Origin of the sequence: Roseinatronobacter ekhonensis, from assembly GCF_900499075.1 — a bacterium.
GTDB classification, from domain to species: Bacteria; Pseudomonadota; Alphaproteobacteria; order Rhodobacterales; family Rhodobacteraceae; genus Roseinatronobacter; species Roseinatronobacter ekhonensis.
The window spans coordinates 72,288-98,381 of record NZ_UIHC01000002.1; the positions used below are offsets into that span (position 1 = coordinate 72,288).

General features: G+C 63.8%; 24 protein-coding genes and 1 riboswitch. Of the genes, 20 read left to right on the forward strand and 4 right to left on the reverse strand.

What is annotated here, in order from left to right:
- Nucleotides 1-6 precede the first annotated feature (6 nt).
- Together ROE7235_RS01305 and ROE7235_RS01310 are read left to right on the forward strand one after the other, a co-directional pair.
- Complete coding sequence (locus ROE7235_RS01305; protein WP_121092856.1) at nucleotides 7-1,299, forward strand: adenylosuccinate synthase; 1,293 nt, start codon at nucleotides 7-9, stop codon at nucleotides 1,297-1,299.
- Nucleotides 1,299-1,526 carry a DUF2842 domain-containing protein gene (locus tag ROE7235_RS01310; RefSeq protein WP_121092857.1) on the forward strand — a complete coding sequence of 76 codons (228 nt, stop codon included), beginning with the start codon at nucleotides 1,299-1,301 and terminating at the stop codon, nucleotides 1,524-1,526. Before ROE7235_RS01305 ends, ROE7235_RS01310 begins: the two co-directional genes overlap by 1 nt.
- Nucleotides 1,527-1,588: 62 nt before the next feature.
- Here the strand turns inward: ROE7235_RS01310 and ROE7235_RS01315 are convergent, their stop codons facing one another.
- Nucleotides 1,589-3,907: a hypothetical protein gene (locus tag ROE7235_RS01315; protein ID WP_147434148.1), complete on the reverse strand. Its 2,319-nt coding sequence runs from the start codon at nucleotides 3,905-3,907 to the stop codon at nucleotides 1,589-1,591.
- Between the two features lie 142 nt (nucleotides 3,908-4,049).
- Between ROE7235_RS01315 and ROE7235_RS01320 the strand changes: the two genes are divergently transcribed.
- The 10 genes from ROE7235_RS01320 to tolA all read left to right on the forward strand — a co-directional run bounded on the left by ROE7235_RS01320 (nucleotide 4,050) and on the right by tolA (nucleotide 12,360).
- The gene (locus ROE7235_RS01320) at nucleotides 4,050-4,718 is read left to right on the forward strand and encodes a thiamine diphosphokinase (RefSeq protein WP_245963855.1); all 669 of its coding nucleotides are present in this window, start codon (nucleotides 4,050-4,052) and stop codon (nucleotides 4,716-4,718) included.
- A 29-nt stretch (nucleotides 4,719-4,747) separates the two neighbouring features.
- Nucleotides 4,748-4,956, forward strand: a riboswitch (cobalamin riboswitch).
- Between the two features lie 132 nt (nucleotides 4,957-5,088).
- Entirely contained in the window at nucleotides 5,089-6,963 is a 1,875-nt protein-coding gene (locus tag ROE7235_RS01325) for a TonB-dependent receptor plug domain-containing protein (protein ID WP_183073242.1), read from the forward strand.
- 40 nt (nucleotides 6,964-7,003) lie between these two features.
- Nucleotides 7,004-7,762, forward strand: coding sequence for an ABC transporter substrate-binding protein (locus ROE7235_RS01330; protein WP_245963850.1), 759 nt, complete (start codon nucleotides 7,004-7,006; stop codon nucleotides 7,760-7,762).
- Entirely contained in the window at nucleotides 7,759-8,745 is a 987-nt protein-coding gene (locus ROE7235_RS01335) for a FecCD family ABC transporter permease (protein WP_121092862.1), read from the forward strand. The genes ROE7235_RS01330 and ROE7235_RS01335 overlap by 4 nt, the downstream gene beginning before the upstream one ends.
- Entirely contained in the window at nucleotides 8,742-9,497 is a 756-nt protein-coding gene (locus ROE7235_RS01340; RefSeq protein ID WP_121092863.1) for an ABC transporter ATP-binding protein, read from the forward strand. The genes ROE7235_RS01335 and ROE7235_RS01340 overlap by 4 nt, the downstream gene beginning before the upstream one ends.
- Nucleotides 9,494-10,165, forward strand: a complete 672-nt coding sequence (locus tag ROE7235_RS01345) for an adenosylcobinamide amidohydrolase (protein WP_183073259.1) — start codon at nucleotides 9,494-9,496, stop codon at nucleotides 10,163-10,165. The genes ROE7235_RS01340 and ROE7235_RS01345 overlap by 4 nt, the downstream gene beginning before the upstream one ends.
- Complete coding sequence (locus tag ROE7235_RS01350; RefSeq protein ID WP_245963851.1) at nucleotides 10,165-10,785, forward strand: MotA/TolQ/ExbB proton channel family protein; 621 nt, start codon at nucleotides 10,165-10,167, stop codon at nucleotides 10,783-10,785. Before ROE7235_RS01345 ends, ROE7235_RS01350 begins: the two co-directional genes overlap by 1 nt.
- A complete protein-coding gene (locus ROE7235_RS01355) occupies nucleotides 10,785-11,171 on the forward strand; it encodes an ExbD/TolR family protein (protein ID WP_121092866.1) in 387 nt (128 codons plus the stop codon). Before ROE7235_RS01350 ends, ROE7235_RS01355 begins: the two co-directional genes overlap by 1 nt.
- Nucleotides 11,171-11,548 (forward strand): ExbD/TolR family protein, encoded by a 378-nt coding sequence (locus tag ROE7235_RS01360; protein ID WP_121092867.1) that lies wholly within the window; start codon nucleotides 11,171-11,173, stop codon nucleotides 11,546-11,548. Before ROE7235_RS01355 ends, ROE7235_RS01360 begins: the two co-directional genes overlap by 1 nt.
- Nucleotides 11,548-12,360, forward strand: a complete 813-nt coding sequence (gene tolA, locus ROE7235_RS01365) for a cell envelope integrity protein TolA (RefSeq protein ID WP_121092868.1) — start codon at nucleotides 11,548-11,550, stop codon at nucleotides 12,358-12,360. The genes ROE7235_RS01360 and tolA overlap by 1 nt, the downstream gene beginning before the upstream one ends.
- Before the next feature lie 20 nt (nucleotides 12,361-12,380).
- On the opposite strand, the gene ubiB is transcribed toward tolA, so the two are convergent.
- Nucleotides 12,381-13,910 (reverse strand): 2-polyprenylphenol 6-hydroxylase, encoded by a 1,530-nt coding sequence (gene ubiB / locus ROE7235_RS01370; RefSeq protein WP_121092869.1) that lies wholly within the window; start codon nucleotides 13,908-13,910, stop codon nucleotides 12,381-12,383.
- The gene (ubiE, locus tag ROE7235_RS01375) at nucleotides 13,911-14,663 is read right to left on the reverse strand and encodes a bifunctional demethylmenaquinone methyltransferase/2-methoxy-6-polyprenyl-1,4-benzoquinol methylase UbiE (protein WP_183073244.1); all 753 of its coding nucleotides are present in this window, start codon (nucleotides 14,661-14,663) and stop codon (nucleotides 13,911-13,913) included. It abuts the gene before it with no gap.
- Between the two features lie 102 nt (nucleotides 14,664-14,765).
- Here ubiE and mutM point away from each other — a divergent pair, with 102 nt between their 5' ends.
- From mutM to ROE7235_RS01415, 8 genes are all read left to right on the forward strand, one after another.
- Complete coding sequence (mutM, locus tag ROE7235_RS01380; protein ID WP_121092871.1) at nucleotides 14,766-15,629, forward strand: bifunctional DNA-formamidopyrimidine glycosylase/DNA-(apurinic or apyrimidinic site) lyase; 864 nt, start codon at nucleotides 14,766-14,768, stop codon at nucleotides 15,627-15,629.
- Between the two features lie 63 nt (nucleotides 15,630-15,692).
- Nucleotides 15,693-16,469 (forward strand): enoyl-CoA hydratase, encoded by a 777-nt coding sequence (locus ROE7235_RS01385; protein WP_121092872.1) that lies wholly within the window; start codon nucleotides 15,693-15,695, stop codon nucleotides 16,467-16,469.
- 147 nt (nucleotides 16,470-16,616) lie between these two features.
- A complete protein-coding gene (rpsT, locus tag ROE7235_RS01390) occupies nucleotides 16,617-16,889 on the forward strand; it encodes a 30S ribosomal protein S20 (protein ID WP_121092873.1) in 273 nt (90 codons plus the stop codon).
- A gap of 388 nt (nucleotides 16,890-17,277) precedes the next feature.
- Nucleotides 17,278-18,627: a chromosomal replication initiator protein DnaA gene (gene dnaA, locus ROE7235_RS01395; RefSeq protein WP_121092874.1), complete on the forward strand. Its 1,350-nt coding sequence runs from the start codon at nucleotides 17,278-17,280 to the stop codon at nucleotides 18,625-18,627.
- Nucleotides 18,628-18,760: 133 nt separating this feature from the next.
- Nucleotides 18,761-19,879, forward strand: coding sequence for a DNA polymerase III subunit beta (gene dnaN / locus ROE7235_RS01400; protein ID WP_121092875.1), 1,119 nt, complete (start codon nucleotides 18,761-18,763; stop codon nucleotides 19,877-19,879).
- Nucleotides 19,880-19,898: 19 nt separating this feature from the next.
- Nucleotides 19,899-20,984 carry a DNA replication/repair protein RecF gene (gene recF / locus ROE7235_RS01405; RefSeq protein WP_121092876.1) on the forward strand — a complete coding sequence of 362 codons (1,086 nt, stop codon included), beginning with the start codon at nucleotides 19,899-19,901 and terminating at the stop codon, nucleotides 20,982-20,984.
- Nucleotides 20,981-21,430, forward strand: coding sequence for a VOC family protein (locus tag ROE7235_RS01410; RefSeq protein ID WP_370743411.1), 450 nt, complete (start codon nucleotides 20,981-20,983; stop codon nucleotides 21,428-21,430). Before recF ends, ROE7235_RS01410 begins: the two co-directional genes overlap by 4 nt.
- Entirely contained in the window at nucleotides 21,427-22,047 is a 621-nt protein-coding gene (locus ROE7235_RS01415) for a LysE family translocator (RefSeq protein WP_121092877.1), read from the forward strand. The genes ROE7235_RS01410 and ROE7235_RS01415 overlap by 4 nt, the downstream gene beginning before the upstream one ends.
- On the opposite strand, the gene ROE7235_RS01420 is transcribed toward ROE7235_RS01415, so the two are convergent.
- Nucleotides 22,040-26,089, reverse strand: coding sequence for a glycosyltransferase family 2 protein (locus ROE7235_RS01420; protein WP_121092878.1), 4,050 nt, complete (start codon nucleotides 26,087-26,089; stop codon nucleotides 22,040-22,042). The genes ROE7235_RS01415 and ROE7235_RS01420 overlap by 8 nt on opposite strands.
- Between the last annotated feature and the right edge of the window lie 5 nt (nucleotides 26,090-26,094).

A 26,094-nucleotide genomic window follows, 5' to 3' on the forward strand; every position in this document is an offset into this window, starting at 1 on the left:
CCGGGAATGGCCAATGTTGTCGTGGTCGGCGCTCAATGGGGCGACGAAGGCAAAGGCAAGATCGTCGACTGGCTATCAGAGCGCGCCGATGTGGTGGCGCGCTTTCAGGGTGGCCATAATGCCGGACACACGCTGGTCATTGACGGCAAGGTCTACAAGCTGCACGCGCTGCCCTCGGGCGTAGTGCGCGGTGGCAAGCTGTCGGTCATCGGCAATGGTGTGGTGCTGGACCCGTGGCATCTGGTCGAGGAAATCGCCACGATCCGCGCCCAAGGGGTCGAGATCACGCCAGAGACGTTGATGATCGCCGAGAACACGCCGCTCATTCTGCCGTTTCATGGCGAATTGGACCGCGCGCGCGAAAATCAGAACTCTGTTGCCAAAATTGGCACCACGGGGCGCGGCATCGGCCCGGCCTATGAGGACAAGGTCGGTCGTCGCGTCATCCGCGTGGCCGATCTGGCCGATGATGCCACGCTGAAAATGCGGGTCGACCGCGCATTGGTGCACCACGACGCGCTGCGCCGAGGTTTGGGGCTGCCCGAAATCGACCGCGCCGCACTTCTGGCCAGCCTGCGCGAGATTGCACCGCAAATCCTGCCCTTCGCGGCACCCGTCTGGAAGGTGCTGAGCGACAAGCGCAAAGCCGGCAAGCGCATTCTGTTCGAAGGCGCGCAGGGCGCGCTGCTCGACGTGGATTTCGGCACTTACCCGTTCGTCACCTCTTCCAACGTGATCGCGGGGCAGGCTGCGACCGGCGTGGGCGTTGGCCCAGGTGCCATTGATTTCGTGCTGGGCATTGTCAAAGCCTACACCACCCGCGTGGGCGAAGGGCCGTTTCCGACCGAACTGGACGATGACGATGGCCAACGCTTGGGCGAGCGCGGGCATGAATTTGGCACCACCACGGGGCGCAAACGCCGCTGCGGCTGGTTCGATGCCTGCTTGGTGCGCCAGACCTGTGCGACCAGCGGTGTGAACGGCATCGCGCTGACCAAGCTGGATGTGCTGGACGGGTTCGAGACGCTGAAAATCTGTGTCGGCTACGATCTGGACGGCACGGTGATGGATTACCTGCCCACCGCCGCCGAGGCGCAGGCGCGCTGCACCCCGGTCTATGAGGAAATGCCGGGCTGGTCGGATTCCACAGAGGGTGCGCGCTCTTGGGCCGACTTGCCCGCCAATGCCATAAAATATGTGCGCCGCGTCGAAGAGTTGATTGGCTGTCCCGTGGCGCTACTTAGCACGTCACCGGAACGCGAAGACACTATTCTAGTAACCGACCCCTTCGAGGATTGATGGCCCTTTCATTCAAAGCCCGCAAACGCTGGTCGATTGTCGCCCTTGTGGTGGCATTGCCGCTCTACATCGTCGTCACGGTCAATGTGGTCGAACTGTTCAACCGCCCGCCGTTTTTGGTAGAGTTGCTGATCTATGTCGTCTTGGGCGTTGTCTGGACCTTTCCGCTGAAAAAGCTGTTTCTGGGCGTTGGCAAACCTGACCCCGATGCGCCGCCAGAGACATAGATGCATTCCATGCGAAAAGCCCCGGCACATGGCCGGGGCTTTTTTCTTGTTTGGGTGCGGAATTAGCGGTTGGCGTATTGCCGTGCCGGTTCGTCATATTCCGACGCGGGCGCCAGACGGAACCGACCGGCTTCGCCGCGTTCCAGCCGCCCTTCGCGCAGAAGCGTGCCAAAGCCGCGCAGCATGTCTTCGCGGCTGACTTCCTTGCCTTCGTTATAGGCCAGAACAAAGCTCATCAGCTCGGGGCGTGAGAATTCCTCTTGCCCAAGGATATGGGTCGAATAGGCCGCCGCCGCCTCGATCTGGTCATCCAGCAGCCATGCATCTACGTCATCGGCAAAGGCCTTGAACGCGTCGAGCGTATCTTGGCCGACCGGCGCATCTTCAACCTTCAACGCGATGGCTTCGGCGGTCTGGTTGCTGCGTACGCGGCGCGGGCGCACCGGGCCTGTCGGGGCTGTATCAGCATCGACCCGCTGCTCTGACACTAGAACAAGCGGTGCGCGCGCGGCTTTGGGGCGCTCGCTGCGGCGCGCGCCAGCCATAGCAGGGCGGCGTGGCCGCGGATTGTCAACCGGTTCCTCGGGCTGGGTTTCTGTCCGTTCAGCTTCGGGTTCCGGGGCAGGTTCGGCCACCGGACGCATCGTTGCGGGCGCGCGCTTCGGGGCTTGCGCCACTTCGGCGGCCTCATCCTCGTCCTCGTCCCAGGCACTCTCCGCGACTGTGCTCTCGGATGCTTTGGCGCGCTGTTCTGCGCGGGCCAAGGCGGCGTCAAGCGGGGCAGGCGTGTCCATGCCGTCACGGAACTTGTCGATCTTGCGATCCTGCTCAATGTCCCGGCGGCGCGGGCCCTCGGCATCTTCGTCGGCGCGGGTGGCCGCAACGGCGACCTTGATATGCTCGAATGTCTCGCGGCGGCGCTTCGAGTCGCGCTCACCCAGGGCCGATTGCGCGGTTTCCAACAGGCGCGCGGCGGTGCTTTCGGTATCGCCGGGGATGCGCTTCTTGGCCTTGCGGTTGAAATGCGGGTGCTTGATTACCGCTTCCTGTTCGATTTCCGCCAGTTCCTCGACAAGGGCGCTTTCCGACCCGCCGCTCAGACCGGTCTTGCCCAATACTTCGCGGATTTCGCTGCGCAACGAGTCGATCGAGTGGCGCTCTTTTTCAAGCCGCGCGGCGTCTTGCAATTCGCGTTCCAGCTCGGCCTCGAACTCATCCTCTTCGAAATCATCGACAATGGGCTGCGCCGTCGGCGCTTCAGCCGTGTCATGCGGTTGGTCATCGTAATCTGTGTCTTGGCGAACCGTGTCGTCGCGCTCCGAGCTCGAATGTGTCGCGCTATCGTCCAGCGTCGCCGCATCGTCCTCAAACGAATCTTCCTCGAACACGTCCTCTTCGAACTCATCCTGTTCAAGTTCTGGTTCAGAAACCATGTCTTCGGCAACCGGCTCTGCTAAATCCGTCGGCATGACAGCGGCAGGGCGTGGGTCGTCATCTTCGTCGAACAGCCCGAAATCGTCGAACTCCGCATCCTTCGAGAGCGTGGGATGGGCAAGCGCCTTGGCCTGCGCAATGCCAAACGCACCCGATGCCGTTGTAACGGTATTGCCAGTGTCCTCATCAGAGGTGTCTTCTGCACGCTCCGGAGAGACATCGCTGCCGTCTTCGACGCTGTCGTCTGCGCCCTCTTCTGCGGTGTCATCTGCGCGTTCTGCGGCGAAATCGCCGTCGTCGTCCTGAGCCTGCTCATCGGCCATCAGGCCCGCGATACTGTCTTCCAGTTCCGATGCGGCGGCCGACTCAAATTCCGGCAGATCATCAAGATCGTCCGTCGCCACAACTTCGTCAGCATCTTCGATAGCCGCTTCGCTTGAGGCGGCACTTTCCGATTTGGCGACTGCCGCCCGGATGCGTGCCAGCTTGTCAGACACTTCCGTCGGCATCGTTTCGGGTTCGGCGCGCGCTGTATCTGGTTCCGTTTCGGGCACTGCTTCGGGCTCTGCACGCGTATCGGATGCAGCGGCGGCAGCCATCATCGCCGTTGGGGCCGCGCCACCTTGAACGGCGGCCTTCAGCACATTTGCCATGGCATAGGGTGCCACGGCACCCGGTGCGACACTGCTGTCGGGTTGCTGGCGCAGAACGATTCCGTTTTCCTGCACGCGACTTTCGACGCGGCGCTGCACTTCGCGCTCGGCGATGCGGTGCAACATTTCGGCATCCGGTGTGGGCGGCTCCGCCCCGAAATAGCGGTCCTGCGCCGCAAGATCGCGGAAATATTCCGCTATAGCCTGCATCGTGCCGAAAGGTTCATCAAACCCTTCCAGCGTGCACGAAAACGTGCCGTAGGACACTGTAAGTATTTTGCTTGGACCAACCATCACATCGCTCTTTAATTAATTGCACATTCCCGAACATCGCGGACTACAAAAGCGATTACATGTTTGAACTTGGGTTTTTTGATGATCAGTTTATGACCGTGTCCCAAGTTCGGTGCCGCAATCAGAAGGTAGCCTATTGGCCGTGATTTTCCAATCAGAGAGTGGTGTGACGCTGGTCGGCGGCGCAGGGTTTGCGCGTCCGGCGCTGACAAGCGCGCTGGCGCTGGCCCCCGATCTTGTGGCCGCAGACGGTGGCGCGAATCATCTGGACGCGCTGGGCTACAGCCCGCGCGCGGTGATCGGCGATCTTGATTCGATCCGCCCCGACCTGCGCGAAAGCCTTGGCCCGCGCGTGCATCATATTCCCGAACAAGACAGCACCGACCTGGACAAATGCCTGCGCTCGATCAGCGCGCCATTCGTTCTGTGCGTGGGGTTTCTGGGTGCGCGACTGGATCATACCGTCGCGGCGTTGAACTCGCTTGCGCGACACGGACGTGCCCGCGTGCTGCTTTTGGGAGACGAGGATATCTGTGCGCTGGCCCCGCCGGACCTGCATTTGTCGCTGCCGCGCGGGGCGCGTGTGTCGTTGTTTCCCATGGGCGCGGTGACAGGGCGGTCCGAAGGGTTGGAATGGCCGATTGACGGGATCGGTTTTGCGCCACACGACCGGATCGGCACGTCGAACCGCATGGCGTCAGACGTCTTGCGCCTACGCGTCAGCGCGCCCCGTATGGTGCTTATGCTGGATCGTGGCACCATGCCCGCGCTACTGGACGCGATTTTGAAAACACCTGACTGGCAGGCGTGAAAATTTCTTGCGCCGACTCGGTGAAGGTTCTACGACAGATTCACTTTGGTCCGGGTGCGAAAGCCCCCGGTTAAAATGGGAACGCGGTGCGCGGCCTTCGGGCGGCAACTCCGCGACTGCCCCCGCAACTGTAAGCGGCGAGCAATGTCGGAATATGCCACTGTGGTGCAAACCACGGGAAGGCCCGGCAAAGCAGCGACCCGCAAGTCAGGAGACCTGCCAAAGTGTTCACCCTATCCCGGCGCGGGCGGCGCTGCGGGTAACGGTTTTACCGTAGCGGTGGCATCTTTCGCCGTCTGCGGTGCGTTGCACCTGCACGACATTCTCTACTTTCGGGTCGCTGATGCGGCCCTTGCATAGGTGCAGACCCATGACCAAACGCCATTTCCTTGGCACGGTCGCAGCCCTTGGCCTGATGGCCGGGGGTGCTGCGGCACAAGATATCATCAACCTTGAAGAAGTGACCTTTTCGGCCAACCTGACCCCGACAGAGCTGGCGCGCGCCGCATCCTCTGTCAGCGTGGTGACGCGAGAAGATCTGGAAGCCGACGGCACCACACAGCTTGTCGATTACCTTGCCAAATTGCCGGGCGTGACCGTTACGCAAAACGGCGGTCCGGGCGGGTCGGCCAGTTTGCGCATTCGCGGGGCCGGGCCGGAATATGTCGCGGTTTATGTCGATGGCATCCGGGTCGACGATCCGTCCTCGCCGCAAACCGCGTTCAATTTCGGCACACTCTCGACCGCCGATATTGGCCGGGTCGAAGTGCTGCGTGGGTCGCAATCGGCGCTATACGGTGGGTCTGCCGTGGGTGGCGTGGTGAATATCACGACATTGGGCGCGACCGAAGACGGCTTCAGCCAAAGCTTGCAAGCGGAAGTTGGCAGCTACAACAGCCAGCTACTGCGCTATGGTCTGGCCTTTCGCGATGACCGGTTCGAGGCGGCGCTGAACTTCAGCCACACGCGCACCGATGGGTTTTCATCGCATGAACCCTTCCCCGGCGCGCCCGGCCTGACCGATGACGGGCATGAAGCCACGCGCCTCAGCCTTTCGGGTCGCTACCAACTGACCGACACCTTTGCGTTGGGTGTGTCCGGTTTCGTTCAGGACAGCACATCGGAATATGACGATTTCGGTGCCGATGCGGACAATTTACTAAAACGCCGCGAGTATGGCGCGCGGGTGTTCGGCGAGTATAGCCTCGGCAATTCAGTGCATGAAATCAGCGCCACGCTGTATGATCTGGAGCGTGAAGCCTTTCAGCCGCGGGGCACTTCAGCCGGGGTATTCGAAGCGCAGCGCATCTCTTTCGCCTATAAGGGCGTGACCGAATACTCGCCCGCGCTGACCTTCATCTACGGCGCCGATACGCAAGAAGAAAGCATCACCGTGCGCGGGCAGGGACCGGACAGCAACCGTGTTTCGGGTGTTTTTGGACAGGTCTTGTGGACCCCGCGTGACGATCTGGACATTTCCGCCACGCTGCGGGCCGACCACAATTCGGGCTTTGGCACGTTCTACACGGGCCGCATTGCCGCTGCATGGCAGGCGACCGAGGCGCTGACGTTGCGCGGCGCGGCGGGCCGTGGGTTCCGCGCGCCATCGATCAATGAACAGCTTGGCAATCCGGTTTTCAGCATTGCGCCCAACACCGGACTTGCGCCCGAAACCAGCATCAGCGCCGAAATCGGGGCGGATTACCGTTTTGCCAACGGGGCCGAGCTAAGCGCGACGCTGTTTCAGTTATCCACGGACAACGCGATCAGTTATTGCGCGCTGACTGTTGGTGCGTTTGGCGCGCCTTGCCCCGTGGCTGGGCCTGTGGGCTTTACCAACCAGTATCAGAACGTGGCGGGCGAAACGCGGCGGCGCGGGTTGGAATTGGCGGCGGGTGTTCCCGTGACCGACCAGCATGACCTGTCACTGGCCTACACCTACACCGATGCCCGCAACCCTGCGGGCGGGCGTCTGGCACGCATTCCCTACCACGATTTGAACGTCACGCTGAAATCCGACTGGACCGAGACATTCAGCTCTCAGATCGGGTTGCAGCATGTCGGCGGGCGCACTGGCGGCTTGGGCGACTACACGGTTGTCAATGCGTCCATGCGCTACCGCCTGACTGACAACGCTGACCTGCTGTTCCGAATTGAGAACCTGCTCAATGAACAATATCAGAAGATTTCAGGCTATGGCACCTCTGACCGGGCGTTCTACCTTGGCTTGTCGTCGCGCTTCTAGGGCACTGGCCGCAGCCCTTGCCTTTTGGGCGGGGGCTGCGGTGGCTGAGCCACCCGAGAGGGTGGCCTCTATCAACCTGTGCACCGATCAGCTTGCGATGATGCTGGCCGAACCGGAGCAGTTGGTGTCGATCTCGCGCATCTCGCATGATCCGAACGTTTCGGTCATGCTGAAAGAAGCGCTCAAATACCCAATCAACCACGGCCAGGCCGAAGAGGTGTTCCGCCTGAACCCCGATCTGGTGCTGGCGGGGCAGTTCACCTCGTCCTACACGGTCGGGCTGCTGCGGCGGCTGGGGGTAGAGGTCGCGCAACTGCCGATCGTCAACAGCCTAGACCAGATCCCCGATGCCATCCGCGAGGTGGGCCGCCTGCTGGGGCGCGGCGCGCAGGCCGAAACCCTGGCGGCGCAATTCAGCGCCGATCTGGCGGCGCTGCGCGCTAGTCCCGACAGCCGCCCGCGCGCGGCGCTGCATTATGCCAACAACTACACCTCTGGCGACAAATCGCTGGCCAATGACATCCTGACGGCAGCAGGCTTCGCCAACATCGCGCTGGAAGCGGGGCTGTCCGGCGGCGGCACCTTGCCGATGGAGCGGTTGGTCATGCTGATGCCCGACCTGATCATTTCGGGCCAGCAATACCCCGGCGCGTCGCGGTCCGAAGCGGTGTTGACCCATCCCGCCATGAACGCGCTGCGCGACCGGCACGCCGGCAGTGCGCTGTCCGATGCCGAGTGGGTTTGCGGCACGCCTGCTGTGCTGCGTGCCATCACAAGACTGCAAGAGGCCGGCGAATGACCCGCGCGCTCGCCCTTGTGTTGACGTTACTGGTGGCGGCGCTGTTCGCGCTGTCGCTGCTGGTCGGGCCTGCGGGGCTGTCGCCTGCCACGTCGCTGGCCGCGCTGATCCGGGGCGAAGGGCTGGCAGAGACGCTTGTCATGCGCGAAATCCGCCTGCCGCGCGCCATTCTGGCGGCGATGATCGGCGCGGCTTTGGGGCTGGCAGGGGCGGCGATGCAGGGCTATCTACGCAACCCCTTGGCTGAACCGGGGTTGCTGGGTGTGTCCGGCTCTGCCGCGCTGGGCGCGGTGATCGCGCTGCAAACCGGCTTTGCCGCGCAATTCGCGCTGGGCCTGCCCTCGGCGGCACTTGTGGGTGCGGTGCTGGCGGTGGGGCTGATACTGGCGTTGGCCGGACCGCGCGGCGGCTCGTTGACATTGATCTTGGCAGGCATTGCGGTCTCGGCGCTGGCGGGGGCTTTGACGGCGCTGGTGTTGAACCTGTCGCCCAACCCGTTTGCGGCGTCCGAAATCATGTTCTGGATGATGGGGTCACTGGCAGACCGGTCCATGACGCATGTCTGGCTGGCCGCCCCTTTCATCGCCATCGGCGCGGTGTTGCTGCTGGTCCAAGGCCGCGCGTTCGACGCGCTGACCTTGGGCGAGGACAGCGCCGCGTCGCTTGGCGTGAACCTGTCCCGCCTGCGGCTGGTGCTTGTTCTGGCCGTGGCCAGCATGGTGGGTGCGGCGACGGCGGTCGCGGGCGCGGTGGGCTTTGTCGGCCTTGTGGTGCCGCACATCCTGCGCCCCTTCGTGGGCGCGCGGCCGTCCAGCCTGCTTTGGGCCTCGGCCCTGGGGGGCGCGGTGCTGGTGCTGGCGGCAGATATCGCCGTGCGGCTTGTGCTGCCCGACCGCGACCTGAAGCTGGGGGTGCTGACCGCCATCGTGGGCGCGCCGTTGTTCCTGCACTTGGTTTATAAAACACGGGCGCAGGGGCTATGAGCGAATTTACCCTCTCTGATTTCAGCGTGGCGCGCGGACCCTGTGACGTGCTGCGCGACATTGATTTGACCGTAGGTGCGGGCGAATTCGTCGGTCTTCTTGGCCCCAATGGCGCGGGCAAAACCACATTGATGCGCGCGGCGTTGGGGATGATGCCGCATCGCGGTCGCTCTACCCTGTCGGCTTTGCCTGTGGCCGAGCGCGCGCGTCGCGCCGCGTGGCTGCCGCAAGCGCGCGAAATCGGTTGGCCGATCAGCGTAGAGGATGTGGTCACGCTGGGTCGTTTGCCGCATCTGGCGCGCGGACAAAAACCGGGCGGTGCCGACCGCGCCGCGATTGACAAAGCGCTGGCCCGCATGGGGCTGGAGGGGTTCCGCACCCGCATTGCCACCCAACTTTCGGGTGGCGAGCAGGCCCGTGTTCTGATCGCGCGCGCCTTGGCGCAGGACACGCCCCTTTTGATGGCCGATGAACCTGCGGCGGGGCTGGACCCCGCGCACCAGCTTGGGTTGATGGACACATTGGCCGCAGAGGCCGCGCGCGGGCGCAGCGTGATCGCATCCTTGCACGATCTGGGGCTGGCCGCGCGCTATTGCACCCGCCTTGTCGTGCTGTGGCAGGGCGGCATTGCCGCCGATGGTCCGCCGCAAGAGGTGCTGACGCCCGACCTGCTGGCCCGTGTGTTCCAGATCCGCGCTTATGTGCGCCAAACCGATGACGGCCCGATCTGTCAGCCGTTGGGGGTGGTCTGATGCAGGTCACACTCAACACGCCGTGGCTGGACTGCGATCTGGGCGCGCCGCATCGGGTTTTAAGCTGGGCGCCGCATCGCCCCGGCTACCAGACGACGCAGCACATCCTGTGGCGGCAGGTGCGCAATGCAGACCTGCCCGCCGATCTGGATGTGGGCGCATGGTTGGCGCAGGAAATGGCGGGGCTTGACGCGGTGTGCCTGCTGACCTCTCGCGATATCGGGTGTCACCACATTGCCCGCGCAACGGTCGAAGGCGTGACGGCTCAGGTGCTCGCCACCGTCGGGCTGTCGAATGCCGAAGCCGTGGGCGCGCGCGCCGACCGCTCTGGCCGCGACTGGGACAAGGTGCTGGCACCATATGGCACCATCAACATCGCGGTGAAGCTGTCACTGCCCCTGTCCGATACCGGCCTGTTGGAAGCGCAGAGCATTGCCACACAAGCGCGCACCGCCGCTATTCTTGCCGCAGATCATACCGTGCCGGGCGGTGCCAAGGCGACCGGCACCGGCACCGATTGCATCGCGGTTGCAGCGCCATCTGGTGATCAACATTTTGCTGGGATGCACATGGCGCAGGGCGAAGCCATCGGGCGCGCGGTGTTTGACGCGGTCGCGTGCGGTGCCGCAGAATGGCAGGCCACAATCGGCCCGCAAAGCGAGGGATGATGACAGGATTTGTGGAATTTCTGGTCACGGGCGGCCCGGCACTCTGGGCCATTGCCGCGCTGTCGGTCGTCACCCTCGCGCTGATCTTGTGGAAGCTGTGGGACATGGCGCGCCTTGGCGCGTGGTCGCGCGGGCCGGCGGAAGCGGCGGTGGCTGCGTGGCAATCGGGCGCGGCGCAAGGCGCAGTTGCGCCGTTGGACGGGCGCACCGGCTTGCGGTCGCGCATGTTGCGTCGGGCGATCGACTCTCGGATGGACCCGGCCCTGACCGACGCGCAGGCGCGCGAGGACACCGCGCGCATTGCGAAAGGGGCTTTGATGCAAGCGCGGCGCGGGTTGCGCGCGCTGGAGCTGATCGCAACCATCGCGCCCTTGATCGGGCTACTTGGCACGGTTCTGGGCATGATCGATGCGTTCCAAGCCCTGCAAGCCGCAGGCAACCGCGCCGACCCCGCCGCACTGGCAGGCGGCATCTGGCAGGCCCTTCTGACCACGGCGGCAGGGATGGCGGTCGCGATCCCGGCGTCGATGGCGCTAAGCTGGTATGAAAGCATCTGTGAACAGGTGCAGGCCGATATGGAAGACCTTGCCACCCGCGTCTTCACGTCCGGGGGGCGCTGATGTTCCGCTTCGGCCCCGCCGCGCGCCCTACGCGCCGCCCTGCGCTGACACCCATGATCGACGTGGTGTTTCTGCTGTTGGTGTTTTTCATGCTGGCGGCGCGCTTCGGGCAGGATGTGGGGCTGGCGCTGGCACCCGCCGGGCAGGCGGCGGGCAGCTATTCCGGTCCACCCCGACTGGTCGAATTCGCAGGCAGCGCTGTCTGGCTGAACGGGGCGGCGCGCGACCTTTCGGCCTTGCCCGAAGCGCTTGCCCCCCTCATGCCTGCGCCCGATGCGCTGATTGTCCTGCGCCCGCGCGACGGGGCGACCGTGCAGGACGCCGCCCGCCTGACTGAAGCTTTGCGCGCGGCGGGTCTCTCTTCGCTTGTGCTGATGGAGCCGTGATGGATTTCGCGCCACTCACTCGCCCCCGCGCGCCCCGCGAAAGCGTTGTTCCCATGATAAACGTGGTGTTCCTGCTGCTGATCTTCTTCCTGATGAGTGCGCAGATCACCGCGCCCGACCCTGTCGAGATGACACCGCCGAGTGTCACAATGGCGGATGGGCCAATCCCTGACGACGCTGATGTGCTTTGGCTCGACAATGCGGGTCGGTTGATCGGGCGTGACGGAACACGCCCCGATCTGACCGTGCTGGGCGCTGATGTGACCCTGCGGGCCGACGCCGATGCCCCGGCTGCCGCTCTGGCGCGCGCATTGCGCGACCTGGGGCAAGGCGGTGTGCGGGCGGTCACGCTTGTCGCGCGGCAGGGGGGCGGCTGATGCGCGCTGCGGTGGAATTCGCAGGGTTTGGCGTGGCGGCGGTTGCGGTGCATCTGGCCGCTTTCGCCGCGATTGCGCCGGATGGGATGGCAGCGGGCGGCGATGGGGGTGCGGGTGCGGTGACGGTCGCCGCCCCCGTGGGCGCGGCGGACCCGACGCTGACCGCCATGGTGCGCGCATGGGAGCGGCCTGTGCAAACGGTCGTTTTGCCAGACGCTGTGGCCGCGCCGCAGATGCCCGATGCGCCGTCCATGCCAGCGCCGCAAAGACCCGGAACATTGCCCGATCTGCCCGATCTGCCCGGTATGACCGCACCCGTGGCAGCGGATGCCCCGCGTGTTTCCGCGCCCGATTTACCCGAATTGTTCAACAGGCCGCAGACCCCGCCCGAAACACGCCCCCGCGCGCGGCCCGACCCGAACGCCAAGCCGGCGCCGCGTGCGGCGCAAGCCAGCCCGCCTGCGCAGCGCGCCAGCGGGCAGGGGGCGTCAGCCCAACGCGGGCAAGGGGCTGCGCAGGTGCAAAGCGGCGGCGGCAACTCTGCAAGCGCGCTTGCCGAATGGGGCGGGCGTATCCGTGCTGCCGTGCAACGCGCGCAGTCGCGCCCGCGCACGAATGCGTCCGGTGTGGTGCAGTTGCGTCTGGCGGTTACGGCGGGCGGTCAGTTGGCGGGGGTTAGTGTGGCGGGCAGTTCAGGTAATGCCGCGCTCGACCAAGCCGCCCTGCGCGCCGTGCAGGGCGCGCGCCTGCCACGCGCGCCGGGCGGTGTGAGCGGGACGCATCGGTTCAATTTGCCGGTTGGGTTTCGATAAGGTCGCCTTGCGCGGCTTAGCTAGAGCGCCGCCCCGATTGCCACGCCCAAGGCCACAAGCCCGCCGCCCGTCAGCCCCCAACCCAGTGGTCCGATCCGCCGCGTAGGCGTCGGTGCGGGCTTTGGGTGAGCTTGCGCGATCAGCGCTTCTTCGACCAGTCGCGGCAAGCGCGGGCCGAAGCGCGACAGGATCTTGGCGGTCAGCGCCAGATCGCGCGCAAAGGCCTGCGGGCCAACATGGGTGCGGACATATTCCTCAACCACGGGCTTGGCGACCTGCCACATGTTGATCTCTGGATTCAACGAGCGTGCGACCCCTTCGACCACGACCATGGTGCGCTGCAACAAGATCAACTCTGTACGGGTTTCCATGCCGAAACGTTCCGTCACCTCGAACAGGTAGGATAGCAGTTTCGCCATGGAGATATAGCGCGCATCCATCCCGAAGATGGGTTCCCCCACGGAGCGCAGGGCGCGGGCGAAATCATCAATATCGCGGTCGGGCGGGACATAGCCCGCCTCGAAATGGACCTCTGCCACGCGGCGGTAATCCTTGCGGATAAAGCCGAACAGAATCTCGGCATAGGCGCGGCGCGTATAAGCGTCAATCCGGCCCATGATGCCGAAATCGAACGCGATGATCCCACCATCCGCCGTGACCTTCATATTGCCTTGGTGCATGTCGCCATGAAAGAAGCCGTCGCGCAGCGCATGGCGTAAAAACAGGGTCAACACGCGGGTGCCAAGCTCGCGCCGGTCAATGCCAAGCGCATCCAGTGCGGCATTATCGCCCATGGGCACGCCTTCGGCCCAGCCCAGCGTCATCACCCGGCGCTGTGACAGGTGCCAGACCGGGCGGGGCAGGGTGAACCCCTCGTCACCTTCGGTATTCGCGGCGAATTCAGCGGCAGAGGCGGCTTCAATGCGCAGGTCCAATTCGCCTTCGACAAGCGACTCGAAGTGCACGATCACGTCGAGCGGGCGCAGCCGGCGCGATTTGGGCAAAAGAAGTTCAATGATGGACGCGGCCAGATGGAAGGCATCGACATCGCGGCGAAAGGCGCGCTCCACACCGGGGCGCAGCACTTTCACGGCTACCTTGGCGCCGGTTTCCGCCAGCCGTGCCTGATGCACCTGCGCGATCGACGCGGCGGCGACGGGTTCAGACAGATCGGAATATGCCTCTGCCAATGGCAGGCCCAATTCCTGTTCGATCATCGCGATCGCTTCCGCGCGCGGGAAGGGGGCTAGCTTGTCTTGCAGGTAGCGCAACTGGTCGGCCAGTTCTTGCCCCACCACGTCGGGGCGTGTGGCGAGCGTCTGGCCGAACTTGATATACGCGGGGCCAAGGGCCGTCAGCGCGCGCACCAAGGGGGGCAGGTTTTCATCGCCTTTCAGCCCCAGCAGCTTGAACGGCCAGCCAAGCACCCTTGCTGCCAAGCGCAGGCGGGCGGGGGCGTTCATTGCCTCCAGCACCTCTGCCATGGCGCCGGTGCGCTCGAACGTGGCGCCGGTGCGGACAAGCCGCCATATGTTGTGGGGTCCGCGCATTTACAGCTTCCAGCCCGAATGCAGCGCCGCGATGCCCATCGACAGGTTGCGGTATTTCACCATCTCGAACCCGGCCGCACTGATCATGCCTGCGAATGTGTCCTGATCGGGAAATTTGCGGATGGATTCGACCAGATACTGGTAGCTGTCGCGGTCGCCCGTGACCAACTTGCCCATGGGTGGGATGATATTGAACGAATAAAGGTCGTAGACCTTTTGCATCAAGTCATTCGGGATCTGCGAAAATTCCAGCACCATCAGCCGCCCGCCGGGGCGCAATACACGAAATGCCTCTGTCAGAGCATCCTGCACGCGGGTGACGTTGCGAATGCCGAAGCTGACTGTATAGACATCGAAGCTGTTATCCTCGAAGGGCAGCGCCATCGCGTCGCCCACCACCCAATCCAGCGACGTGGCCATGCTCTCGGCCTCTGCCCGCGTCTGGCCCGCCAGCAGCATCGATTCCGTCATATCCAGCACGGTGGCTTGGGCGCCGTCGCCCGCGCGTTCCAGAAAGCGGAACGCCACGTCGCCCGTGCCGCCCGCCACATCCAGCAGACGCTGGCCGGGGCGTGGGGCCAGCCAATCCATCATCGCATCTTTCCAGACCCGGTGGATGCCCACACTCATCAGGTCATTCATCACATCGTATTTCGACGCGACAGACGAAAACACGCCATGCACCATGCCTGCTTTCTGGTCCTCATCGACCGTTTGAAAGCCGAAATGTGTAGTGCTCTTGTCGTCGGTCATGATGTGCTCTCGCTCGGTTGGCCCTTGCAGGGGCTTGTTGCTACTCCTTATAGGGTTTGAGCGGGGCGTGACAATGCGACCTCACGCCATGCCGAGGGCCGAATGCCGGAATTGCCAGAGGTGGAAACCGTGCGTCGCGGGCTGTTGCCCGCGATGGAGGGGGCGGTGATCGAACGCGCCGAATTGCGCCGCGCCGATCTGCGCTGGCCCTTTCCGTCGGATATGGCCGCACGCCTGACCGGTGCGCGGGTGCTGGCGCTGCGCAGGCGCTCAAAATACTTGCTGGCCGACCTGGACCGCAGCGAGACGCTGATCGTCCATTTGGGCATGTCGGGGCGGATGACCGTGTCGGGTGTTCCCGCGCCGCATGTGCCGGGCAAGTTCCATTTTGACCACCCAGCGCTGGAAAAGCATGACCATGTGATTTTCCACATGGAAGGCGGCGCGCGTGTTACCTTCAACGACCCGCGCCGGTTTGGAGCGATGGACCTGTGCGCAACCGATGCCCAAGGCAGTCACAAACTGCTGGCGCTGATCGGGCCGGAACCCTTGGGCAACAGCTTCAACGCCGCCTATCTGGCGGCGCAGCTTGCCGGCAAGCGCACGCCGATCAAGGCGGCGCTGCTGGATCAGCGAATCGTGGCAGGCCTGGGCAATATATATGTGTGCGAAGCACTGCACCGCGCCAGTATCCATCCCGCACGCGCTGCCCACCGAATAGGCGCTGCGCGACTTGAACGGTTGGTGCGCGAAATCCGGGCCACGCTGACAGAGGCAATCGCGGCGGGCGGGTCATCCTTGCGTGACTACCGTCAGGCGGATGGCGCTTTGGGGTATTTTCAGCATGGATTCAAGGTTTACGGGCGCGAAGCGCAGCCCTGCCAGCAGCCCGGTTGCGCGGGCACCGTGCGCCGGATCGTACAATCTGGGCGCTCCAGCTTCTATTGCGCGACCTGCCAGAGATGACTTGAACCCATGAACCAAGCTGCTAAGCCAAGGGGCTGACAGCCACAGACAAGGTGCCACATCATGGCCTATGAAACGCTGATCGTCGACATCAAGGACCATGTGGCGTTGATTCGCCTGAACCGTCCCGATGCGATGAACGCGCTCAATACCAAGCTGCTTTCCGAACTGGCCGACGCGATGAAGGCCGCCGACGCCACTGACAAGGTGCGCTGCATGGTGCTGACCGGGTCCGACAAGGCCTTTGCCGCAGGGGCCGATGTCAAGGAAATGGCCGACAAGAGCTTTGTCGCCGCCTATCAGGAAGACCTGTTCGGCCCGGCTTGCGATGCGATCGCGGGTTTGCGCAAACCGGTTATCGCGGCGGTGTCGGGCTATGCCTTGGGCGGCGGGTGCGAATTGGCTATGATGTGCGATTTCATCATCGCCGCCGATACCGCCAAATTCGGCCAGCCCGAAATCAACCTTGGCATTGTTGCCGGTATGGGCGGCACGCAGCGTCTGACACGGCTTGTGGGCATGTCGAAAGCCATGGACATGCACCTGACGGGCCGCTTCATGGATGCCGAGGAAGCCGAACGCGCAGGGCTGGTCAGCCGCGTGGTGCCCGTGAAAAAGCTGATGGATGAAGCGATGTCTGCGGCCGACAAGATCGCCGAGAAATCGCAGATCACGGTAAAGGCGGTGAAGGAATCGGTTGGCCGTGCCTATGAAGGCAGCCTGCGCGAGGGGCTTTTGTTCGAGCGGCGCATGTTCCACATGATGTTCGCGTCCGAGGACCGTACCGAGGGGATGCAGGCGTTCTTGGAAAAGCGCACGCCGCAATTTCGCGACCAGTGATTGCCCCTTTTCTTTCGGAGCCGCTTGCCCTATACGGCCCAGCACATGCGCGTGGGCCCGCTTAAGGCAAGATTTGACCCTGGTCTTTTGGCCAGTCGGGTCCGTTGCGCAACAGATATGTAACGAACCCGAAGAGAAGACACGCAAATGGCAAACACTCCCCAATCCAAAAAACGCGCCCGTCAGGCGGAGCGTCGCACCGATATCAACAAGGCGCGCCGGTCCCGCATCCGTGGTTTCCTGCGCAAAGTCGAAGAAGCAATTGCCTCTGGCGACCAGACAAAAGCCGCCGAAGCCCTACGCGCCGCACAGCCCGAATTGTCGCGCGGCGTGACCAAAGGTGTGTTGCACAAAAACACCGTCGCGCGGAAGATGTCACGCCTCTCTAGCCGTGTGAAGGCTCTGGGCGAAAAGGCCTAAAGTATTGAATATAAGATATAAAAGCGCGCCACTGGCGCGCTTTTTTCGTTTCTGGCCTGCCTGATCCCGCGCCGCAAAATGATTCTTTGCGCCGCTTGCCAAGGTCAAGCGCGTTGTTGTGTTGCGCGACTTCTACCCGGATTGCTAATGTCTGTCAGCGAGTCACGCAGTCCTGGGGGGGACGAGTTTGGCAAGAGCGTCAGAAGGCGCAATCTTGCAGATGTGACGGGCAAATGTGCACGGGTTTCTCGTGCAGCTTGCCCGCGCCCCTTCGGTGATCACGTAATGCCGGTATCCGGCCAGATTGCTTTTGTGTGTCTTCAGGGGTGAAGGCCGCAAGCTGTTTTGTCGTGCAATAGGTGGTAGATATAACAACGGGTCGGGGTCAATGATCGCACAGCAATGGTCAAAAGTTTCCAAGGAACTTCGGCAGGAACTGGGCGAAAGCAGCTTTAAAAGCTGGATTGAACCGTTGGAATTGGTCGGCGTTGAAAATGGTATTGCGCGCCTGCGCGCACCGTCACGCTTTGTCGGCGACTGGGTGAAACGCAACTACCATGACAAGATCGTGGCACGGCTACGCGCCGATCACGCGGACCTGTCACAATTGGAATTTTCTGTCAGCACAGCGCCTATAGTGCGCAAGGCGCCCTCTACTGGAAGTGCCGGTTCGCGAACTGCCGAGCCGGCCGCTGTGTTCGAGGGCGCGCCGCTTGAAGGGCGCTACACGTTCGACAATTTTGTCGTCGGCAAGCCCAACGAACTCGCGCATGCCGCGGCCAAGCGTGTCGCCGAAGGCGGCCCCGTCACCTTCAACCCGCTGTTTCTGTATGGCGGCGTCGGTTTGGGCAAAACCCATCTGATGCACGCGATCGTCTGGGAACTTAGCCAGACCCGCCCGGATTTGCAGGTGCTGTATCTGTCGGCGGAGCAATTCATGTATCGTTTCGTGCAAGCCCTGCGCGACCGTCAGATCATGGATTTCAAGAACCTGTTCCGCTCGGTCGATGTGCTGATGGTCGATGACGTGCAATTCATCGCCGGTAAGGACAGCACGCAGGAAGAGTTCTTCCACACCTTCAATGCGTTGGTGGACCAGAACAAGCAGATTGTCATCTCTGCCGATTGCGCCCCCGGAGAGATCAAGGATCTGGAGGATCGCATCACCTCGCGCATGCAATGCGGGCTTGTGGTGGACCTGCACCCGACCGACTACGAATTGCGGCTTGGCATTCTGCACCGCAAAGCCGCGATTTTTGCGGAAACCCTTGGCCCGGTGAACGTGGGCGACGGGGTGTTCGAATTTCTTGCGCACCGTATCACCAACAACGTGCGCGTGCTGGAAGGTGCCTTGCAGCGCCTGTTCGCGTTTTCCAACCTGATCGGGCAAGAGATCACGCTGGATATGGTGCAGGATTGCCTGTCGGATATTCTGCGCAGTTCCGACCGCCGCGTGACGGTAGAGGAAATCCAGCGCAAAGTGTCGGAGCATTTCAACATTCGTCTGTCCGATATGCTTGGGCCGAAGCGCGCGCGCAACATCGCGCGGCCGCGCCAGATTGCGATGTATCTGGCCAAGGAACTGACCTCGCGGTCATTGCCCGAAATCGGCCGCCGGTTTGGCGGGCGGGATCACACCACCATTCTGTATGGGGTTCGCAAGGTTGAAGAAATGCGCGGCACCGACAGCCAACTGGGCGAAGATGTCGATTTGCTGCGCCGTCTGCTGCAAAGCTAGGCTGTCACAGCGGTTTCCCTCTTGCCGCCCGCGCGGATTTGTCTAGGGTCGGGCGTCCGAAGGGCGGCCATTTTCGCGGGTATGTTCTGACCTGCGCCCCAAAGAACAGGCCGCGTGCAGAAGGATCTGGGCTATGAAGATCAGCATTGAACGGGCGGCACTTTTGAAGGCCGTGGCGCAGGCGCAATCCGTGGTAGAGCGGCGCAACACGATCCCGATTTTGGCAAATGTGTTGATCGAAGCCGAAGAGGCGCAGGTCAGCTTTCGCGCCACCGATCTGGATGTCGAAGTGGTGGACCGCGCCCCGGCCATGGTCGAGCGTGCGGGCGCCACGACCGTATCTGCGGTATTGCTGCATGAAATCGTGCGCAAGCTGCCCGACGGGTCCATGGTGGAACTGGTCGATGACAGCCGCTCTGGCCGGTTGCAGGTCACGGCGGGGCGGTCCAGCTTTGCACTGGCGACCTTGCCGAAAGAAGATTTTCCGGTCATGGCGACAAGCGAATATGCCGCCAATTTCTCTGCCCCAGCCAAGGCGCTGCGCCGGCTGTTCGACAAGTCGAAATTCGCCATCTCGACAGAGGAAACACGCTACTACCTGAACGGTGTGTATTTGCATGTCTCCGATGCGGAAGATGGGCGCGTGCTGCGCTGCGTGGCGACAGATGGGCACCGCTTGGCGCGGGTCGATTCCGAACTGCCGTCAGGGGCCGAAGCGATGCCGGGCGTGATCGTGCCACGCAAAACGGTGGGCGAGTTGCGCAAGCTGCTGGAAGATGACGACATGCAGATCGCTGTCTCAGTCTCTGAAACCAAGATTCGCTTTGCCACGCCCGATATCACCCTGACCTCGAAAGTCATTGACGGCACCTTCCCCGATTACACCCGCGTTATCCCCAGCGGCAACACCAAGCGGCTGGAAGTGGATGCGGGCGATTTCGCCAAGGCGGTGGACCGTGTGGCAACCGTCTCGTCCGAGCGGTCGCGCGCGGTCAAGCTGGTGCTGGAAGAGGACAAGCTGGTCCTGTCCGTCAACGCGCCCGATAGTGGCGCGGCGGAAGAGGAACTGATTGTCGCCTATGCCGATGAACGCTTGGAAATCGGGTTCAACGCGAAATACCTGCTGGAGATTGCAAATCAGGTGGACCGCGAAAACGCGGTGTTCCTGTTCAACTCGTCCGGCGACCCGACGCTGATGCGCGAGGGCAATGACACATCCGCCGTCTATGTCGTGATGCCGATGCGGGTATAAAGGGCCGCTTGGCCTGTCCATGCCCGTCTACCTGTCGCACCTGACCCTGTCGCATTTCCGCTCGCACCAGCGCACACGGCTGGTGTTTGACGGCCGGCCCGTGGCGCTTTTCGGCCCGAACGGCTCTGGCAAAACCAACATTCTGGAAGCGGTGTCGCTGTTTTCGCCGGGTCGCGGTTTGCGCCGCGCCACGCCCGATGAGATGGCGCGGCGTCCGCAAGCCTTGGGATGGAAGCTGCGCGCAGAGATCGAAACACCCGACGGCACACGCATGGCCGAAACATGGGCCGAACCCGGACAGTCGCGGCAGGTGCGGCTGGACGAGAAAGCCGTCCCGCAACTGGCGCTGGGGCAGTTGGCCGCGATGCTGTGGCTGACACCCGCGATGGACCGGCTGTGGCTGGAAGCTGCCGAAGGTCGCAGGCGGTTTCTGGATCGCACCACGCTCAGCTTTGCGCCCGACCATGCGGGCCATGTGCTGTCCTATGACAAGGCGATGCGAGAGCGGAACCGTCTGTTGCGCGACGGGGTGCGCGATACCCGCTGGTATGCCGCGCTGGAAACGCAAATGGCAGAGGCGGGTGTGCAGATCACCGCCAACCGACGCGCCGCGCTGACCGAACTGGCGGCGCATGCCGACCCCGACAGCCCCTTCCCCATGGCCGAAATGACGCTCGATTGTAGTGCGCCCGACGATCTGGGCGCCGCGCTGGCAGAGAACCGTGCGCGGGACATGACCGCCGGACGCAGCCTGATCGGGCCGCACCGCGCCGATTTGCGGGCGGTCTGGACCGCCAAGGGGATGGAGGCCGCGCAATGCTCTACCGGAGAGCAAAAGGCGTTCCTGATTTCCGCGATCCTTGCCAATGCCCGCGCCTTGAGCGCCAAGCGCGGCACCCCGCCGATCTTGCTGTTGGATGAGGTCGCGGCGCATCTTGACGCCGCCCGCCGCGCGGCGCTTTATGACGCGGTTTGTGCGACCGCCGCGCAATGTTTTATGACCGGCACGGGCGCGGAGCTGTTTGCAGGGCTTGGCCCCCGCGCACAAGTTTTCGCGTTGTCCGACAGGGACGGCGTGTCGCATATTGAAAAGGATGTCCCATGACTTTGCCCCGCCAACGCATTTCGCTTGTCACGCTGGGGGTGGACGATCTAGCCCGCGCCCGCGCGTTCTACGCAGCCCTTGGCTGGCGCGAGGCAGAGGTGACAGATGGCATGGCCTGTTTCCAGTTGCACGGTCAGGCGCTGATGCTGTTTGGCCGCGACGCGCTGGCCGAAGATCAAGGCCGCGCGGGCGCAGACTTGGGCACCGGCGCGCTCACGCTGGCGCAGAATTTCAGCACGCGCGAGGATGTGGACGCCGTTTTTGCCGAGGCGTTGGCGGCAGGCGCCACGACCCTCAAAGCCCCCGAAGCGGTATTTTGGGGCGGATATTCGGGCTACTATGCCGACCCGGACGGCCATGTCTGGGAAGTGGCGCATAACCCGTTCTGGCCCTTGGCCGACGATGGCAGCCTGACCCTGCCGGTCGAGAGTTCTGACCCCGCATGACCATCGGCGCACTCGACCTTTTGTTTTACGCAGGTGCGATCCTGATCCTGTTTCTGACCCCCGGCCCGGTCTGGGTGGCGCTGACCGCGCGCGCCATGTCGGGCGGGTTTGCCTCTGCCGCGCCACTGGCGGTGGGGGTGGCGCTGGGGGATATGCTCTGGCCCTTGGCGGCAATCTTCGGGCTGACATGGATATTGTCGCTATACGGCGACCTGTTGGGGCTGATGAAATGGGTCGCCATGGCAATGTTCATTGTCATGGGGGTGCAACTGATCCGCCACGCCCGCGCGCGAATTTCCACCGACAGCCGGTTGACGCGACCGGGCCGCATGGCGGGGTTTCTGGCCGGGATCAGCGTGATCCTCGCGAATCCGAAAGCGATCTTGTTCTACATGGGGGTGCTGCCGGGGTTCTTTGACCTTAGCCGTGTCACGGGGTGGGACATTGCGGCCATTCTGGCGGTGTCGGCCAGCATCCCGATGCTGGGCAATTTGTTGATGGCACTGGCCATAGACCGGGCGCGGGCCTTGCTGCGGTCCGGCGAGGCGATGGCCCGCGTCAACCGGATCGCGGGCGGGTTGATGATCGGCGTGGGCTTGGTGATCGGGCTTACCTGAAGGCCACCAGATCTTGCACGAAGGGGCAGTCATGCAAAGGCACGGATACCGCCGGATCATACAGCGTATCGCGCCCCTCGGACAGCAGCGCCAGATATTTGCGGTATTCCTCGGCGTTGTTGAAATGCTGGCCGCGCGCGACCTCTGCCCGCGCCTTGGCGTGAAATTCGGCACTGTATTTGAAATGCGCAAAAGCCAGCGCCCGCGCGGCCACATGTCCGCCCACGGCATAATGAAGGCCGGCGGAAAACTGCATCCACGGTTGATACCGCATCAGCGCGAATTTTTGCGCCACGAACAGGTTGCGCGCGGCGGACTGGCCCATTGCCTCCATCAACCTGTGGCGCAGGTTAGAGGTGACGCTGTCGCAATTGCCCCATGGCCCGCGCCCGGTATAGTCAAAGCGCAGCGGTGCGCGGTCGATATGGCTGGCATCAAGGAACGGGCTACCGGCAAAACGTGCGTCGGACAACAGGCCGGGCGGGTATAGGTCCAGCATGGACAGCCGCACCAGATCCGCGCCTGCAAAATCCGGCCCGCGCAACAGGGCAGGCAGGTCGCCCGAAACCTGCCCCTGCGCATCTGGCAGCGACCAGAACAGGAATTCATCGGCATCTGCCACAAGGCTCCATCGGCCAACCCGAAAGCTTGCCAGCAGCGCTTCCTGCCACAATACGCCGTAGCGCGATTCATTATAGGGCGTGTCGGTTGCAAACACTGTCACATCGGGCTGGGCGACAAGGTGTTCCAGCGTGCCGTCGTCAGAGCCGTTATCGGCCACCAGAAACGCGCCCACGCCCAAGCGGCGGTAGTGGTTCAGAAACCTGTCCAGCAGGAACCGTTCGTTGCGCATGACCGCCACCACCGCCACCTCTGCGGCGCGCGCCTGTGCCAGCCGCTCTGGTGGGCTGACCAGATCAAGCGCGTTGCGTGCCCAGCCAAGGCGGGCGGGACCGTGCGGCGGCCAAATCTTCATCGGGCTGGGCCAGGGGTTGGACAGCGCCGCGCGGGCGGCAAGCTGGTCGCCGCCGCCATCCAGATGCACAACTTTCAGCCCCGCACCTGCAAAGGGCAGAAAGCTATTTTCATATTGTGGCAACGGCGTCACGCCCGGTGCGCTGCGCCGGAAAATCGCCATGTCGTAATTGTCACCCGAAACCGTGATGCCGCGCAGGGCCAGCAGGTCGCCGACCAGCTTGTCCTCCATGAAGGACACGGCTTCCAATGCGCGGCCTTCGGGCGTCGCACGCGCCGCATCCAGTGCCAGAAGCGCGTCGCGGGTCAGCAGATAGGCGCCGCCACCATCGGCATAGATTGCGGGTTCGGGGGATTTGTCCAGATCGGACCGGCCCCGCAAGCTGCTGGCCTTGGCCATGTGCCATGCGCGGTCGATCTCGCCACGGGCGCGGCGCAACGGGCGACCGTAATAGGGTGCGCAAAGCGCCGAAAGGTCCGCAAAGAATGCCTGCGGGTCCATGAAGCAGTCATCGTCGATTTTCAGGATGCGCGAAAAGCCGGTGCAGCGTTGTGCCCAATCAGCGATTGCCAGTGTCTTTTGCGGCAGACCTTCGTAGTCATCCGGGGCTGGCAGCTCCAACACCCCGTCACTCACATGGGCGGGACCGGTTCCGCCGCCGACCGCCACGATCATGGGCAGTCCGTGTTGTGCCAGCAGATCGCCCCAAGCCTCGCGTATGGCAGGCACGCGGCTGTCCAGATAGGGACGGCACGAGATCAGCACGACGAGCGTGTCTGCCAACGGGTTTGCCTTGGCGCGCAAGCCAATATCCGGCCCGGCAAGCGCAGGGTCGGGTGCCATGATGGCGGCTGCTTCGGCGCGTAGCCCCGCATCTGGGCAGCAGGCGGCAAAGCGTGCGCTGGCATGGCGCAGCGCGGGGGCAACGCTGTAGTCGGTCGCGGCACGGCTGCGTAATCCTTCGTCCAGCGTGTCCAGCATCTTTGCCGCGTCCGGCTTGGCGCCGGCGCGGGCAAGCGCTTCGGCCATGGCCAGCAAGACGGCGCCCCCGCAGAATCCGGCTTCCGGCGTCAATAGCGCCAGGGCATCGCGGCGCACAGCCTCCAGATCGGCGGGAAGCGTGCCGCGTTGCAGCCCCGCCAGCGCTGCCATGGCGCGCGTTCCGAGCTGTAACATCAGCCCGCCCATCGGCGGGCGCGGCGTGTGGGAGCTGGCCTCGTGCAGCCCTTGGCAGGCCAATTTGTGCACCTGCGCCGCTGGTGGCGTATCGCGTCCAGCGCGCGGAAAGGCCAGCCAGCGCAAGGCCGCCTCGGGCAGGTGTTTTGCCAGCATGTCGCCGGGTGGTGCCGTCGCGTTTTCGGGCGGCGGCAGGCCGCCTTCTGCGATCAGGCAGCGCCGATGGGCCTCTGCCCCGATGACCCCTGCGCGCTCGAACCGCGAAAGTAGGCGCAACACGTCGTCACCATGCGTGCCGTTTTGCAGGTCTCGTGCCATACGGCCCCATTCGCTCATGCCGGGTGGCATGCCATCGTCAGGCAGGTTTTGCACCGCGTCCCAGAATTCGGGTACAAGCCCGTAAGTCTCCAGACAGATCTTTCGAACACTCTCTAGCGCGTCGGGCGGCAGACGGTCGCGTTGCGCAATCACCTCCATCACAGAATTCAGCAAATGCGGGCAGCGCATCTGGCTGCCGGATTCTGCCGAAAGCGCGCGGATCGCGTGCAAGATGTCGATCAACACCTCTGCCCGGTCCCGAAGCGGGGCATGACCCAAAGGTCCGGGGCGGTCCGTAACCAGCGCGCGCAAAGTCCAGCCCAATGCGGGTGTGACAATCCACCGACCTTGAGCGGGCACCATATGGTCCAATGCCACACGCAGGCCTGCCCAGTCCTGCGCCGCCCAGATGCGGGGCAGCAGCGCAGAGGCGTTGTAGGGCGACCCGGCTTCCGGTAGTGCGGCCCCGTGCCGGTCCGCGAGCGCGAGCAATGCGACTGGATCGTCATGAATGCACGCCCATTCGACCAGCCCCAGCAGCAGGTGGCCCGCCTGCGCAGGCGACAGCGATGCGTCATGCAGCATCCGGTCCAGCCGCGCCAGTGTTTGCGCGCCCTCTGCGCTGTCATCGAAGCGCGCGCGCAGCGCGCCCACCGGGTCGGCAGGCGGCGCGGGCAGCGGTCGTGTCGCGGCCTTGGGGCGTAATTGGTCCAGCCGGTAGATCTCTGACGCCCGAGTCAGCGCCAACCGGCAACGGTCCGAGATTTCGTCATGCAGCCCGGCGGCATGTGCGTGCTCCAGGGCCTGAAGCGCGGATAGACCGTCATGGTCAATCCATCCGCCTTGCGCCAGCCGGTCCAACCGCGCGACCAAATCGGCGCGGTCCAGCGCAAGCGATGCGCGCGGCGTGCCATCTGCATCCGCAAGCGTCAGCACAGGGCGCTCGGTCCGCCATATCCGACCGGGCAGAACAGCGCAGGCAACCCCGCCCGCAGGCGTGCTGTGTGCCACCTGTTCCAACGACAGTGTTTCGCCGCAGGGCAAAGATACCGTCGCGGGCGGGGTTGCGCCCGCCCATGTCACTTCCATCCGGTCGGTCAGGTGCAGCCCCTTGGCCGCGCCGCTAAATGCCACCACCCGCGCTGGGTCGGGCAAGGCAATCCGCCCGATGCGGGACAATCCCGGAAACCCACGACGCAGCCCGAAACGCCCCCCGCGCGCCGGGCGCGGTAAGGCGTCCAGCTTGGCAAGGCATATCCCGTCCAGCCAGATTGCGCAGGCCGTGCCCCGTCCTGTCGGCCCGGTTCCAAAGATCAGCGCCAGCCGGTGCACGCGGCGTCCAAGGGGCGCAGGCCGGATTTCTTCGCGGCTCCATCCACGCGGCCAGTGCCGGTTTATCACGACCAGCCCGTCATCATGGCGGAACTCTATACTCAGCGGCAGAACGCTCAGTGCGTCATCCCAAAACTCGACCATTGCGCCGTCGGTCAGACGCAGATCCACGTCCAGCCACAGCCCGCCCCGGTGTGGTGCGCGAAATGCGATACTGTGCTGAGGTGCGACAGGGGTCATCAAGC